The organism is Xanthomonas graminis pv. graminis, assembly GCF_030168915.1.
Classification (GTDB): domain Bacteria; phylum Pseudomonadota; class Gammaproteobacteria; order Xanthomonadales; family Xanthomonadaceae; genus Xanthomonas_A; species Xanthomonas_A translucens.
Window position 1 is genome coordinate 1,259,731 of the sequence record NZ_CP076255.1, and the last position, 13,379, is coordinate 1,273,109.

Annotated in this window: 13 protein-coding genes; 7 read left to right on the forward strand and 6 right to left on the reverse strand. The window is 69.2% G+C overall.

The window, feature by feature from the left end; all coding sequences use genetic code 11:
• Positions 1 to 238: 238 nt before the first annotated feature.
• Positions 239 to 940 (forward strand): response regulator transcription factor, encoded by a 702-nt coding sequence (locus KHF85_RS05525; protein ID WP_284568819.1) that lies wholly within the window; start codon positions 239 to 241, stop codon positions 938 to 940.
• Complete coding sequence (locus tag KHF85_RS05530) at positions 930 to 2,222, forward strand: sensor histidine kinase (protein ID WP_284568820.1); 1,293 nt, start codon at positions 930 to 932, stop codon at positions 2,220 to 2,222. Before KHF85_RS05525 ends, KHF85_RS05530 begins: the two co-directional genes overlap by 11 nt.
• Before the next feature lie 689 nt (positions 2,223 to 2,911).
• On the opposite strand, the gene KHF85_RS05535 is transcribed toward KHF85_RS05530, so the two are convergent.
• The 5 genes from KHF85_RS05535 to KHF85_RS05555 all read right to left on the reverse strand — a co-directional run bounded on the left by KHF85_RS05535 (position 2,912) and on the right by KHF85_RS05555 (position 6,127).
• The gene (locus KHF85_RS05535) at positions 2,912 to 3,409 is read right to left on the reverse strand and encodes a hypothetical protein (protein ID WP_003478838.1); all 498 of its coding nucleotides are present in this window, start codon (positions 3,407 to 3,409) and stop codon (positions 2,912 to 2,914) included.
• 259 nt (positions 3,410 to 3,668) lie between these two features.
• Positions 3,669 to 3,926 (reverse strand): cell division topological specificity factor MinE, encoded by a 258-nt coding sequence (minE, locus tag KHF85_RS05540; protein ID WP_003465613.1) that lies wholly within the window; start codon positions 3,924 to 3,926, stop codon positions 3,669 to 3,671.
• Between the two features lie 2 nt (positions 3,927 to 3,928).
• Complete coding sequence (gene minD, locus KHF85_RS05545) at positions 3,929 to 4,738, reverse strand: septum site-determining protein MinD (protein ID WP_003465615.1); 810 nt, start codon at positions 4,736 to 4,738, stop codon at positions 3,929 to 3,931.
• A 37-nt stretch (positions 4,739 to 4,775) separates the two neighbouring features.
• The gene (minC, locus tag KHF85_RS05550) at positions 4,776 to 5,531 is read right to left on the reverse strand and encodes a septum site-determining protein MinC (RefSeq protein WP_284568821.1); all 756 of its coding nucleotides are present in this window, start codon (positions 5,529 to 5,531) and stop codon (positions 4,776 to 4,778) included.
• 2 nt (positions 5,532 to 5,533) lie between these two features.
• Positions 5,534 to 6,127, reverse strand: a complete 594-nt coding sequence (locus tag KHF85_RS05555; protein ID WP_284568822.1) for a GNAT family N-acetyltransferase — start codon at positions 6,125 to 6,127, stop codon at positions 5,534 to 5,536.
• Positions 6,128 to 6,266: 139 nt separating this feature from the next.
• Between KHF85_RS05555 and KHF85_RS05560 the strand changes: the two genes are divergently transcribed.
• The 5 genes from KHF85_RS05560 (at position 6,267) to KHF85_RS05580 (ending at position 10,862) form a co-directional block, all read left to right on the forward strand.
• The gene (locus KHF85_RS05560) at positions 6,267 to 7,463 is read left to right on the forward strand and encodes a sensor histidine kinase (RefSeq protein ID WP_284568823.1); all 1,197 of its coding nucleotides are present in this window, start codon (positions 6,267 to 6,269) and stop codon (positions 7,461 to 7,463) included.
• Positions 7,460 to 8,101: a response regulator gene (locus KHF85_RS05565; protein WP_145701316.1), complete on the forward strand. Its 642-nt coding sequence runs from the start codon at positions 7,460 to 7,462 to the stop codon at positions 8,099 to 8,101. Before KHF85_RS05560 ends, KHF85_RS05565 begins: the two co-directional genes overlap by 4 nt.
• A 439-nt stretch (positions 8,102 to 8,540) precedes the next feature.
• Positions 8,541 to 9,719 carry a polyketide cyclase gene (locus KHF85_RS05570; RefSeq protein ID WP_284568824.1) on the forward strand — a complete coding sequence of 393 codons (1,179 nt, stop codon included), beginning with the start codon at positions 8,541 to 8,543 and terminating at the stop codon, positions 9,717 to 9,719.
• A 95-nt stretch (positions 9,720 to 9,814) separates the two neighbouring features.
• The gene (locus tag KHF85_RS05575; RefSeq protein WP_284568825.1) at positions 9,815 to 10,186 is read left to right on the forward strand and encodes a DUF423 domain-containing protein; all 372 of its coding nucleotides are present in this window, start codon (positions 9,815 to 9,817) and stop codon (positions 10,184 to 10,186) included.
• Position 10,187: 1 nt separating this feature from the next.
• Positions 10,188 to 10,862: a DNA-3-methyladenine glycosylase family protein gene (locus KHF85_RS05580; protein ID WP_284568826.1), complete on the forward strand. Its 675-nt coding sequence runs from the start codon at positions 10,188 to 10,190 to the stop codon at positions 10,860 to 10,862.
• Positions 10,863 to 11,238: 376 nt separating this feature from the next.
• Here KHF85_RS05580 and KHF85_RS05585 read toward each other — a convergent pair whose 3' ends face one another.
• Positions 11,239 to 13,335 carry a glycosyltransferase gene (locus KHF85_RS05585; protein ID WP_284568827.1) on the reverse strand — a complete coding sequence of 699 codons (2,097 nt, stop codon included), beginning with the start codon at positions 13,333 to 13,335 and terminating at the stop codon, positions 11,239 to 11,241.
• Between the last annotated feature and the right edge of the window lie 44 nt (positions 13,336 to 13,379).

Here is a 13,379-nt window from a genome sequence, read left to right on the forward strand (position 1 = left end):
GGCAGGCGGGCTGGACGCGCGAACGGTGGCGGGCGTCATGGTGTTGTGCTGCTTGTCGGAGACCGGTCGGATTGGGGCGCCACCGCTGCAGCGCTTCAGCCCAGGTTGCCGTTGCGGTATGCGGGTGGCGTCCAGGTTTCATCGAGATTCGATCAAGACGCCGCGTTCCGACCGTGTTCCGACGCGCATCCGCTAGCATGGCGTCATCCCCCGTCGTCCCGGAATGCGAGCGAGTGCCATGCGGCTGTTGGTGATAGAAGACAACCGGAACCTGGTCGCGAACCTGTTCGACTACTTCGAGGTGCGCGGCCACACCCTGGACGCGGCGCCGGACGGCGTCACCGGGCTGCACCTGGCCACCACCCAGCACTACGACGCGGTGATCCTGGACTGGATGCTGCCGCGCCTGGACGGGCCGCAGGTGCTGCGCGCGATGCGCGAGCGGCACCACGCCGAAGTGCCGGTGATCATGCTCACCGCGCGCGACGAACTGCCGGACAAGATCGCCGGTTTCCGCGCCGGTGCCGACGACTACCTGACCAAGCCGTTCGCGCTGCCGGAACTGGAAGTGCGGCTGGAAGCGCTGCTGCTGCGCGCCAACGGCCGCGGCCGCAGCAAGCTGCTGCGCGTGGGCGACCTGCAACTGGACCTGGGGACGCTGGAGGCGACCCGCGGCGGCCGCGCCCTGCACCTGTATCCGGCCTGCCGCAAGCTGCTGGAAGTGCTGATGCAGGCCAGCCCGGCCGCGGTCACCCGCGACCGCCTGGAGCAGGCGCTGTGGGGCGACGAGCCGCCGGACGGCGACATGCTGCGCTCGCATATCTACGACCTGCGGCGCAGCGTGGACGGCCCGTTCGCGGCCAAGCTGATCCACACCCTGCCGCGGATCGGCTACCGGCTTGCGCTGGTGGACCCGCACGAGCAAGAGCATGCCGCGTAGGACCGGGCTGCGGCAACGCATCACCCTGTGGCTGGTCGGCTATGCGGCGCTGCTGTCGCTGGCGGTGTTCGTGCACGGCTACATCGTCAACGACCAGGCCGAGCAGCTGACCTGGCGTTCGCTGCTCAGCTCCGAACTGGAACATTTCCTGGCGCGCAGCGCGGTCGATCCGGACTACCGCTGGATCGACACCCGCACCGTGAGCCTGTACGGCGACGCAGGCGGCGAGCCGCTGCCGCCGGCGGTGGCGGCGCTGGCGCCGGGCCTGCACGACGACGTGCCGCTGGAAGGCCGCGACAAGGTGGTGCTGGTGCAGGACGTGCGCGGCCGCCGCCTGGCGCTGGCGCTGGACATCACCGAGCTGCAGAAGCACGAGGAGAACCTGGCGCTGTGGATGCTGCTGTCCAATGTGATCGCGGTGCTGCTGCTCGGCGCGCTGGTGGCCTGGGGCCTGGGCCGGGTGGTGCAGCCGCTCACCGACATGGCGCAACGCATCGGCAGCCTGCGCCCGGACCGGCCGGGCCAGCGCATCGACGTGCATCCGCGCGCCAGCGCCGAACAGGTGGTGATCGCCGATGCGCTGAACGACTACCTGCTGCGCAACGACCTGTTCGTCGAGCGCGAGCGCGCCTTCATCGACAGCACCAGCCATGAATTGCGCACGCCGGTGGCGGTGATCGGCGGCGCCGCCGAACTGGCGCTGGAGCAGAGCGACATCCCGCCCAGCGCGCGCAACCAGCTACTGCGCATCCGCCGCACCGCCAGCGGCGTCGGCCAACTGATCTCGCTGCTGCTGGTGCTGGCCAAGGATCCGGCGCGGCTGGCGCGCGGCAGCGACCTGGTGCGGCTGGACCAGCTGTTGCCGGACATCGTCGAGGACCATCGCCACCTGTGCGCCGACAAGCGACTGGAACTGGCGCTGGCGCCGTTGCCGCCGTGCGAGGTGCTGGCGCCGCTGGCGATCGTGCAGGCGGCGATCGGCAACCTGCTGCGCAACGCGATCGAGAACAGCGACCAGGGCGTCATCCACATCGCGATGCCGGCGCCGGGCGTGGTGCGCATCGACGACCCCGGCCATGGCATGGCGCCGGAAGAGATCAGCGCCATCTACATGCGCATGGCCCGCGGCGGCGGCCGCGAGGGCAGCGGCATCGGCCTGGACCTGATCGCGCGCCTGTGCGAGCACCTGGGCTGGTCGCTGCACCTGGATTCGGATGCCGGGCAGGGCACGCGGGCCACATTGGATCTGCGTCCGGCATTGAAGGACGGAGGCGCGGCGTAGCGCGTTGCCGCGCTTGCACCGAAGCGGCATCGGCAGCGCGGCGCTGGCGGCGCAATCCTGTAGGCGGCTTCAGCCGCGACTGCGTCCGCAGCCGGGTTGGCCTCCGTGCCCAGACGGCATTCGCAGCCTTGGCGCTATCCAGCTCCGTTCGTCGCGGCTGAAGCCGCTCCTACAGGGGCTCGCGTGGAGCGGGCTGGCTGAACTGTAGGAGCGGCTTCAGCCGCGACAGTCTCCATCGCCGTCAGGCCCGCCGCTCCTGAAGCCGCTCCATCGGCGTTCAGAGCGCTGAGGAGCTTGCGTGCGCGGGCCTCAGGCCTGCTGCGGCAACAGTCCGCGCTGCAGCAGCCAGGCGCGCGCGTCTACAGGGGCTTGCGTGGAGCGGGCTGGCTGAACTGTAGGAGCGGCTTCAGCCGCGACAGTCTCCATCGCCGTCAGGCCCGCCGCTCCTGAAGCCGCTCCATCGGCGTTCAGAGCGCTGAGGAGCTTGCATGCGCGGGCCTCAGTCCTGCTGCGGCAACAGTCCGCGCTGCAGCAGCCAGGCGCGCGCGTCTACAGGGGCTTGCGTGGAGCGGGCTGGCTGAACTGTAGGAGCGGCTTCAGCCGCGACAGTCTCCATCGCCGTCAGGCCCGCCGCTCCTGAAGCCGCTCCATCGGCGTTCAGAGCGCTGAGGAGCTTGCGTGCGCGGGCCTCAGGCCTGCTGCGGCAACAGTCCGCGCTGCAGCAGCCAGGCGCGCGCGTCTTCGGCGTCCTGTTCGAACCAGGCGCGGGTCGAACCCAGCCGGTAGGTATAGCCCCACGCGTCCATGTCGGCCATCAGCCGCGCGCTGCCGACGCCGGGCAGCGCGTCGGCCAGCACGATTTGCAGGTAGCAGGTGGCGTCCTCTTCCTCGTCCGAGTCGGTGGCGTCGGTATGCACCCGCGCGCGCCGTTCCGGCGGCAGCACGATCAGGTGGCAAGCTTCGTGCAGCAGCGAGTGCACCGGCGTGTCGTCGCGCACGTACACGTCGCTGGCGATCACGCCGGCTTCCGGTTCGCCCCAGTAGCTGCCGGGAATCCTGGCGCCGTCGGCGACCCGGTGCAGCCTCAGCCCATGCCGGGCCAGCAGCGCGCGCGGCGCGTCCAGGCCAATGGCGCCGACGGTCAGGACCTGGGCAGCGGGTGCGGAACGGGAGTCGTCGGTCTGCATCGGGAGGTCGGGAAGGAGGGGCGGCGCGAGACGCAATCGGCAAGGTAGTGGCGGCGGTTGGACAGGCCGGCAGCTCGACTTACCTTGCCGCGCGAACTCGTGCGTTCGGTGAGCGCTGCTCAGGTTGTGCACGCAATCACGGCGCATTCGGGCGCCGCAGTGCATCTTCGTGGGGACGTTACGTCGAACACACCACCGAACAATGCGGCGCAGGCTGCGCGCCACGGTCGCTATCTACGACCGCAGCGCGCTGCACGGCTCAGGGCGACGGCCCTTCCGGCAATGCCACCGAGATATCCAGCACGTCGTGTTCGCCGTCCTTGACCAGGTCCACCTTGACCGCGTCGGCGTCGATGTTCACGTACTTCTTGATCACTTCCAGCAGCTCGCGCTGCAGCAGCGGCAGGTAATCCGGGCCGCCGCGATGGTTGCGCTCCTGCGCGATGATGATCTGCAGGCGGTTCTTGGCCGTCTCGGCGGTGTTCTTCTTGGCCTTGAGAAAGTCGAATAGTCCCATGCTCACCCTCCGAACAACTTGGTGAAGAAGCCCTTCTTCTCCACGGAGATGAAGCGCATCGGGCGCTCTTCGCCCATGATCCGGGCCACCGCGTCGTCGTAGGCCTGGCCGGCCGGGGATTCGCCGTCCAGGATCACCGGCTCGCCCTTGTTGGAGGCATTGAGCACGTCGCCGGATTCGGGGATCACGCCGATCGCCTTCAGCCCCAGCACTTCCTCCACGTCGGTGATGCTGAGCATCTCGCCGCCTTCCACCCGGCCCGGGCTGTAGCGGGTCAGCAGCAGGAACGCCGGCACGGTCTGGCCTTGCTCGGCCTTGCGGGTCTTGGAGTCGAGCAGGCCGATGATGCGGTCGGAGTCGCGTACCGAAGAGACTTCCGGATTGACCACGACCACCGCGCGGTCGGCGAAATACATCGCCAGGAACGCGCCCTTCTCGATGCCGGCCGGCGAATCGCAGACGATGTATTCGAAGCCTTCGGCGACCAGGTCCTTGAGCACCTTCTCCACGCCGTCCTGGGTCAACGCGTCCTTGTCGCGGGTCTGCGAGGCGGCCAGCACGTACAGGTTGTCGAAGCGCTTGTCCTTGATCAGCGACTGCTTGAGCGTGGCCTCGCCGTGCACCACGTTGACGAAGTCGTACACCACCCGGCGCTCGCAGCCCATGATCAGGTCGAGGTTGCGCAGGCCCACGTCGAAGTCGATCACGGCGACCTTCTTGCCGCGTCGCGCCAGCCCGCAGGCCAGGCTCGCGCTGGTGGTGGTCTTGCCGACGCCGCCCTTGCCGGAGGTGACTACGATAATTTCAGCCAAAGGAATGTCTCCTGATACGTTCGGTTATAGGGCCGCGTCAATCTTGCGCGGCGATCTTGATCTGGTCCTGCTCCAGCCAGACCTGGACGGCCTTGCCACGCAGTTCCTTGGGAATATCGTCCAGCACCTTGTAGTGGCCGGCGATGGCGACCAGTTCGGCGTGGAAGTCGCGGCAGAAGATCCGCGCCTCGGTGTTGCCTTGCGCGCCGGCCAGCGCGCGACCGCGCAGGCTACCGTAGATATGGATGCTGCCGTCGGAGATCACTTCGGCGCCGGCACCGACCGTGGCCACCACGGTCAGGTCGCAGTTCTCGGCATACAGCTGCTGGCCCGAGCGCACCGCGGTCTTCTGCATGCGGCCCGGCTGCGGGCGCGCCGCAGGGGCGGGCGGCGGCGGGGGCGGCGGCGAGACCGGGGCCGGCGCGGCGGCGGGGGCGCCGCCGTCGATGCGTTCGTACTGGGCGCGGAACTTGGCCAGCAGCGGCAGGCCCAGCGCCTCGGACAGCTGTTCGGTCTCGCGGGTGCCGTAGGCCAGCGCCACCGGCAGCACGCCGGCCGCGCGCAGGCCGTCCAGCAGCGCGCGCGCGGTGGCGGTGTCGGGCGTCTGCGCCAGGCCGCCGAAATCGATGATCACCGCGGCGCGGCCGAACAGCTTGGGCGCGCGCTGCACGCGCTCGCGCATCTCCTGCGCCAGGCGCGCCACGTCCAGGGTGCGGATGCGCAGGTTGGCGATGCCGACCTGGCCGATCTTCAGTTCGCCTGCCTGCTCGAAATCCAGATTCACCGACGACACGCTCAGTCCCCGGCCGGGCGCGGAGCCCGTTGCAGGCGGTGGGCATGGCCGGCCCAGGGCAGGTCGGGCAACTGCTCGCCGTAGGTCTCGCGGACCCAGGCGTAACTGCACAAATCCTTCAACAGCATGCTCGCACGCACCTCCACCTCGTTCATCGTGTTCTGGCCCACTTCGCGGAAACCGAAGCTGCCATGGAACAGCAGCGCCGCGTCCGCGCCGTGATCCAGGAAAACCTCGCACGCCAGCTGCGGATAGCGCAGCTCGGCATAGCTCTGCACGTCGGCATAGAACGCGCGGCCGACGCCTCCGCCGCGGCGGCGGCTGGCCACCACGATGCGGTCGATATAGAAGAACGCCGGATAACGCTCGCGGAACCAGGCGAAATTGCTGCTGTCGTGGTCGCTGCCGGCGCCGAAGCCGACCAGGAAACCAGCCAGGTTGCCGTCGCGCTCGGCGATGCGGAAATAGTCTGCGGTCTCGTAGAAACGGTGCAGCTTGGCCGAATCCAGCGGCAGGATCGCCAGTCCGGCGTTGTTGTTCAGGGCCAGGACCGAATCGAGCTCGTGCTCGCGCACGTCGCGGATGACGATCGACATTGGGACTCCGTTGCTGATGCGCGCGCGGCCAGATGCGGACCGCCAGCGGAATTATCGCACGCGGGGCGCGGGGCGGCGAGCCGCGCATGCATGACTTCCGTGGGAGTGCATTGCGCGCCGTTCATCCTAAGATGCGTGCATGTTGGGAAACCTCAGCCATCCCCGCGTCCTGCGCTTCGCCGGCCTGTTCACCTGGGCCATGATCGCCATGCCGCTGGTCTACACCTACTGGATCCCGGAAGAGGGCGTGAACCGGCGTGGCGGCTGGGAGGCGGCGATGATGTCGGGCTTCTTCATCGCCTTCGGCGGCAGCTACTACTGGCTGACCCGCGGGCTCGGCAGCGGTGGCCACGCGCATTGGTACGATCGCCTGATCCTGCTGCTGCTCACCGTCTGCGCGCTGGCGGTCAGCTATCTGACCGGAAGCGGGCTGGGCAGCATCCTGATGATGGTGGCGGCGGGGGTGATCCCGTGGCTGCTGCCGGTGCGGATCGGCGTGCTGTGGCTGGTGCTCAGCCAGCTGGCGGTGCTGCCGGTCTACTATCTGCTGGTCGGCTTTCCGATGTTCGACGCGCTGATGCAGTCGCTGCTGTACGGCGGCTTCTCCATGTTCATCTTCGTCACCAGCCTGGTCGCGCGGCAGCAGGCCCAGGCCCGCGAGGAGCAGCGCCAACTCAATGCCGAGCTGCGCGCCACCCGCGCACTGCTGGCCGAAAGCGCCCGGGTCAACGAGCGCACCCGCATCTCGCGCGAGCTGCACGACCTGCTCGGCCACCACCTGACCGCGCTGAGCCTGAACCTTGAAGTGGCCGGCCACATCACCGAGGGCCGCGCGCAGGAGCATGTGCACCAGGCGCATACCCTGGCCAAGCTGCTGCTGACCGACGTGCGCGAGGCGGTCAGCCATCTGCGCGACAGCGGCGCGATCGACCTGGCTGCGGCGCTGCGGCCGCTGGTCGAGCGGGTGCCATCGCTGCGAATCCACCTGCAGGTGGACGAGCCGCTGACCGTCGAGGACCCGGAGCGCGCGCATGTCTTGCTGCGCTGCACCCAGGAAATCATCACCAATACGGTGCGCCACGCCCAGGCCGACAACCTGTGGATCCAGGTGCGCCGCGAGGGTCCGCTGGTGCTGATCCAGGCCCACGACGATGGCCGCGGCTGCGAGACCCTGCTGCCCGGCAACGGCCTGCGCGGCATGCGCGAGCGGCTGAGCCAGTATGGTGGCAGCCTGGAGATCGATGCGCCGCAGGGCACGGGCTTTCGCCTGCGCGCCGCGGTCCCGAGTGCGGCCGCGTTGCTGCCGCCCGCCGTTTCACAAGGAGTGCTGCGATGATCCGTGTCTGCCTGGTCGACGACCAAACCCTGGTGCGGCAGGGGATCCGCTCGCTGCTGGCGTTGGACGGCGGGATCGAGGTGATCGCCGAAGCCAACGATGGCCGCCAGGCGGTGGAGCTGATCCCGCAGGTGAAGCCGGACGTGGTGCTGATGGACATGCGCATGCCGGCGATGTCCGGGCTGGAGGCGCTGCAACTGCTGTCGCGCAACGGCACGCTGCCGCCGACCATCATCCTGACCACCTTCGACGACGACCAACTGGTGCTGGCCGGGCTCAAGGCCGGGGCCAAGGGCTACCTGCTCAAGGACGTGTCGCTGGAACAGCTGGTCGGGGCGATCCGCGCGGTGGCCGCCGGCGGCTCGCTGGTGCAGCCGGCGGTGACACAGCGCCTGCTGTCGGGCCTGGAGCACATGCGCAACGACTTCGTCAGCCTGGACCGGCCCGACCCGCTGACCGACCGCGAGACCGAGATCCTGCGGCTGATGGCCAGCGGCTTCTCCAACAAGGAGATCGCCAACTCGCTGGGTGTGGCCGAGGGCACGATCAAGAACCACGTGTCCAACATTCTGTCCAAGCTCGGCGTACGCGACCGCACCCGGGCGGTACTGAAGGCGTTCGAGTTGCAGTTGGTCTGACGGGCCAGGATGCCCGGCCTGCGGATCGCCTGCTGGGTGCACTGTAGGAGCGGCTTCAGCCGCGACGAACGCAGCGGCGGGCCTTTCGAACCCTCAGCCGTGCTGGGCCGATGCCCCACGCCCCGCCTCGGTCCGGACGCAGTGGTCTGCGCGCCTGTACCGCCGGCGGTACAGGCGCGCAGCCGCAAACGCCTGGCCGGACCCGGCTTGCCTGCGGCCGCACGGCGCCGCTGCCTGACTGTCCGCCACTGCCTGGGTGATAATGGTCTGGTCGCCCGAACCGCACGCGTGGCGGCGCTGTGCACGGCGCGTTCGCAGGGTTTTCGCCACTATGCCGAATTCCGCGTCGCCATCTGCTGACCACGAGCCGCGAAGCCTGCTAGGATGGGCGCTTCGCTTCATTAACCCGGCCGTGGGATCGGCCCCGGAGACCTTCTGAATGACCCGTATTATCGAATTCCTGATCGCGCTGGGGATCGTGGCTGGCCTGTTTGTCATCGTTGGCCTGGTGCTGCCTTCGGAACGTCACATGTCCGAGAGCGTCGAAACCAATCGGCGCATGACCATCGTCTATGACACGGTGAACAGCCTGCGTCGCTTCAAGGACTGGAATCCGCTGGTGCTGCGCGATCCGCGTATCCAGCTGAAGCTCTCCGGCCCTGAAGCCGGCGTCGGCGCCCGCCTTGACTACGCCTCCAACGAGGGCTACATCGGCAAGGGCAGCTGGACCATCACCTCGACCGAGAAGAACAAGCAGGTCGTCATCGGCATCGAAGACGAGAGCAAGGGCCGCGACAAGACCACGGCGTTCATGCTCGAGCCGACCGGCAAGAGCGGTCGCAACGTCAAGATCACCCAGGACTACACGGTCAAGTACGGTTGGGACCTGTTCGGTCGCTATGCCGGCCTGTACGTGAGCCGCCATGTCGGCGACGACATCAAGCTGGGCTTGTCGCGGCTGAGCAACGTGCTGGCCACCGTGCCCAACGTCGATTACCGCGCCGAGGAAACCCCGTTGAAGGACCTGAAGGTCGTCGACGTTCCGGCCGAAGATCTGCTGGTGGTCAACGCCGGCAACATCGACCGCGACAACGAGGCCATCAAGAAGTCCATCAAGGACAACCAGGAGTGGATCAAGCGGGTGATGGACGCCAACGGCCTGGAAGCGGCCGGTCCGGTGCGCATCGTCACCACCGACTTCGGTTCCGACAAGTACGCCTTCGACGTGACCCAGCCGGTGCGCAAGCGTGCCGGTGGCGCGCCGAAGCCGGACGCGTCGGCCAAGCCGGAAGACAAGAAGGGCGACAAGAAGGACGACGCGGCTGCGGCGGCCGCTCCGGTCGATGCCACCCCGGTTGCCGCCAGCGGCGAGCCGCTGAAGCTGACCATCCCGCAAGGCGCGCCGGTCACCTACCTGCGCACCCAGGCGCACCGTTCCGCGTTCGCCAGCTACACCGGACACATGGCGGGCCTGGATGCGGCACGCAATGCAGTCCGCGCCTGGGCCGCCACCAGCGGCTACGACGTGACCGACCGTCCGTACGAAGCCTGGAAGGGTGGGGTGGACAAGTCGTTCACGCCGGATGGCACGTACGACATCTACTGGGCGATCAAGTAAGCCTCGCCTGCATGGATGGGTGACACGAAACGCGCCGCTGCTTGCGGCGCGTTTCGTTTATGGGGCCGCAACGCCGGCCGCAACGGAGCATCGTCATGCTGAATCTCGATCGGCGTTCGCGCAAACGCTCCTGGCTGGCCTGCGCCGGCGGCCTGTTGGCGGCCGCCGCGATCGGCCTGTCCGCCTATGCCTCGCACGGCGTCAGCGAGCCGCTGGCGCAATCGCATCTGCAGACCGCGGCGCTGTATGCCTTCGGTCACGGGCTGGCGCTGGCGGCGCTGGCCCGCAGCAGCGAACGCCTGCTCGCGCGCGCCGCGCTGGCGCTGCTGCTGCTCGGCACGCTGCTGTTTTCCGGCAGCCTGGCCGGCAACGCGCTGGCGCAATGGCCGACGCGGCTGGCCCCGGTCGGCGGCACCACGCTGATGCTGGGCTGGCTGCTGTACGCGCTGGATGCGCTGAGGCGTTGAGATGCCCCGTTACGCGCGCGGATTCGACACCCAGGCCGCCTACGACCACCTGAGCCGGCGCGACCGCAAGCTCGGCGCGTGGATGCGCCGGATCGGCCCGATCGCGCCGCAACCGGGCTGGGCCAGGCCGTTCGACCCGGTCGATGCGCTGGCGCGCGCGATCCTGTTCCAGCAACTCAGCGGCAAGGCCGCGGCGACCATCGTCGGCCGCGTCGAGGCGGCGATCGGCAGCGCCCGGTTGCATGCCGACACGCTGGCGCGGATCGACGATCCCGGCCTGCGTGCCTGCGGCGTGTCCGCCAACAAGGCGCTGGCGCTGCGCGATCTGGCGCGGCGCGAGGCGGCCGGCGAGATTCCCTCGTTACGCAAGCTGGCCTTCATGGACGACGAGGCGATCGTGCAGGCGCTGCTGCCGGTCCGCGGCATCGGCCGCTGGACGGTGGAGATGATGCTGCTGTTCCGCCTGGGCCGCCCCGACCTGCTGCCGGTGGACGACCTGGGCGTGCGCAAGGGCGCGCAGCGGGTGGACCAGCTACAGCAGATGCCCGCGCCGCAGTCGCTGGCCGAGCGCGGCGAGCGTTGGGGGCCGTATCGCAGCTATGCCAGCTTCTACCTGTGGAAGATCGCCGATGCGAGCGACGCCGCCAAGCCGCCCACGCCGCGTTCGCAGGCCTAGGAGCGCGCAGCGGCAGCGTGATGCTCCTCTGTAGGAGCGGCTTCAGCCGCGACGAGCGGAGTGGTGAATGTTCCGAACTGGCATGCAGTCGGGACTGAAGTCCCTCCCACAAGAGGTCTCGTCGCTCCGCGGCGGCGGTGGAGACCCTGTGGGAGCGACTTCAGTCGCGACGAACGCAGCGGCGGGCCTTCCGGCGTCGGACGTTGTCGCGGCTGAAGTTGCTCCTACAGTGCACCCAGCAGGCGATCCGCAGGCGGTGTAGGAGCGGCTTCAGCCGCGACGCTTTACCGGTAACGCATCGCGTCCATGGCCCGACGCCAGCCACAGCCGCTTCTGTCCGAAGCTGCCGGGCGCCAACGGGTCGCAGCACTTCGTACTAGTCCAGAAACACCTGCCGCACCGTGGCGCGCGCCGCGTCCAGCGAGAAGTGCGTGGCGATGTTGCGCAGGCCGTTGCCGGCCAGCGTGTTCCACAGCGCCTCGTCGGTGTACAGCTGCGCCAGCGCGGCGACGAACTGCGGCGCGGTCTCGGCGATCAGCACGTCCTCGCCATGGCGCAGGTGCATGCCTTCCACCGCGCACGGCGTGGCCACCACCGGCTGTCCGTGCGCCATGCTCAGGTTGACCTTGCCCTTGACCCCGGCGCCGAAACGCAGCGGCGCCACCGCGATGCGGATCTCGTCCATGTAGGCGACGATGTCCGGCACGTAGCCGAGCAAGTCCACCCCGGGCGTGGCGGCACCGAGACGGCGGATGTCGTCGAGCATGTCGGCGCCGATGCAGTGGAAGCGCAGCTCCGGCAGCAACTCGCGCAGCGGCGGGAACACCTCCTGCAGGAACCAGCGCACCGCATCCACGTTGGGCGCATGGCGGAAGCCGCCGACGAATACCAGATCGCGGCGCTGCGCCCACGGCAGGCCCGGTCCGGCCACTTCGTGCAGATTGGAGATCAACGCGGTGCGCACCTGCGGCGCCTCGCGCTGCAATTGCGCGCGCTCGACCCCGCTGACCAGCACGGTGATATCGACCTGGGCCATCACCTCCAGCTCGCGCGCGCGGGTGCGCTCGGCCTCGCGCAGCAGCCGTGCGTCGCCGGCCAGCTCGGCGCCGCGGCGCTCGCGCAGATAGTGCAGGTCCACGGTATCGAACAGCCGCCGCGCCTGCGGCGCGAAGCGGCGCAGCAGCGGCAGGCAGGCGTGGGCGACGTGGTGGCGCACCATCAGCACCGCGTGGAAGCGCGCGCCGTGCTGCTGCAGGAACCCGCTCACGCTCTTCAGGTACGGCGCATACCACACCTCCACGCCGAGCCGCTGCAGCGCCTCGCTGTGGCGGCTGGCGTATTCGCGGCCGCTGGGCACGAACACCACATGCGCGCCTTCCTGCAGCAGCAGGCGGATCAGGTTGAACTGGCGCAGCGAGGCCGAGTCGCGGTCCGGCTGCGGCAGCGCCTCGTCGAGGATCAGCACCTGGCGTTGCTGCCGGTGCAACTGCGCTGGGGTCGGCGTGGTCCCCGGCGGCAACTGCCGCGCCAGCACGTCGGCCCATTTGGCCGCGAACACGCCGCGGTTGCGCACCTGGTAGGCCTTGATGCCGCTGTCGGTATCGGTGCCGTTGCTGGTGCCCTCGTCGTGCACCACCTGGCTCGCCGGCTGCAGCAGGGTGCGCAGTCCGGCCTGGCGCACGGCGAAGGCGAGATCGGTGTCTTCGTAGTAGGCCGGCATGTAGCGCGTGTCGAAGCCGCCCAGCGCCAGGAAGCGTTCGCGCTCGATCGCCAGCGCCGCGCCGGCGCCGTAGTCGATGTCGCGCAGGTAGGCGTAGCGCGGATCGTCCGGCGATTCGAAGCGGCCGTAGCTCCAGGCGCTGCCGTCGGCGAAGACCACGCCGCCGGCTTCCTGCAGGCGCCCGTCCGGGTACAGCAGTTGCGCGGTGACCAGGCCGGCCTGCGGCACCTGCGCGAAGGTGTCCAGCAGCGCGTCCAGCCAGCCCGGTTGCGGCACCGTGTCGTTGTTGAGGAACACTAGGTAGCGCCCGCGCGCGCGCGCCGCGCCGTCGTTGCAGCTGGCGATGAAGCCGCCGTTGCGGCTGCGCACGTGGTAGTGCAGGCCCTGAAGTTGCGGCATCCACTGCACGGTCTCGTCGCTGCTGCCGTCGTCGATCACCAGGATCTCGCAGGCCGCCGCCGGCGGGTGCGCAGCCAACGCACGCAGGCAGGCGAGGGTATGCGCGACGTGGTTGTAGACCGGGATCACGATGCTCGCCAGCGGCGCGTCGCTGGCCGGCACCGCGAAGGCGGCGAACGGCTGCGGTGCGACCGTGAACAGCGTGCGCCGCGGCGGCGGCAGCGGCTGCGCATGCACCCGCAGCCGCTGCCAGGTGCTGCGCCAGCCGCGCGAACGCAGGCTGGCCAGGCCGCGCCGCAGCAGGCCGGCAAAACGGTTCAGGGCGTAGCGCAGGTTCGCCCAGGACATCGACATCCGTTGCAACTCCAGCTTAAACAAAGGGACCCCTGCGCCGCGCT

Bases quoted from the DNA above. Each gene is read 5' to 3' on its own strand.
- KHF85_RS05530 (WP_284568820.1), top strand. From the start codon at position 930: ATGCCGCGTAGGACCGGGCTGCGGCAACGCATCACCCTGTGGCTGGTC.
- KHF85_RS05560 (WP_284568823.1), top strand. From the start codon at position 6,267: ATGTTGGGAAACCTCAGCCATCCCCGCGTCCTGCGCTTCGCCGGCCTG.
- minE (WP_003465613.1), bottom strand. From the start codon at position 3,926: ATGGGACTATTCGACTTTCTCAAGGCCAAGAAGAACACCGCCGAGACG.
- KHF85_RS05535 (WP_003478838.1), bottom strand. From the start codon at position 3,409: ATGCAGACCGACGACTCCCGTTCCGCACCCGCTGCCCAGGTCCTGACC.
- KHF85_RS05585 (WP_284568827.1), bottom strand. From the start codon at position 13,335: ATGTCGATGTCCTGGGCGAACCTGCGCTACGCCCTGAACCGTTTTGCC.
- KHF85_RS05525 (WP_284568819.1), top strand. From the start codon at position 239: ATGCGGCTGTTGGTGATAGAAGACAACCGGAACCTGGTCGCGAACCTG.
- KHF85_RS05565 (WP_145701316.1), top strand. From the start codon at position 7,460: ATGATCCGTGTCTGCCTGGTCGACGACCAAACCCTGGTGCGGCAGGGG.
- KHF85_RS05575 (WP_284568825.1), top strand. From the start codon at position 9,815: ATGCTGAATCTCGATCGGCGTTCGCGCAAACGCTCCTGGCTGGCCTGC.
- KHF85_RS05570 (WP_284568824.1), top strand. From the start codon at position 8,541: ATGACCCGTATTATCGAATTCCTGATCGCGCTGGGGATCGTGGCTGGC.
- KHF85_RS05580 (WP_284568826.1), top strand. From the start codon at position 10,188: ATGCCCCGTTACGCGCGCGGATTCGACACCCAGGCCGCCTACGACCAC.
- KHF85_RS05555 (WP_284568822.1), bottom strand. From the start codon at position 6,127: ATGTCGATCGTCATCCGCGACGTGCGCGAGCACGAGCTCGATTCGGTC.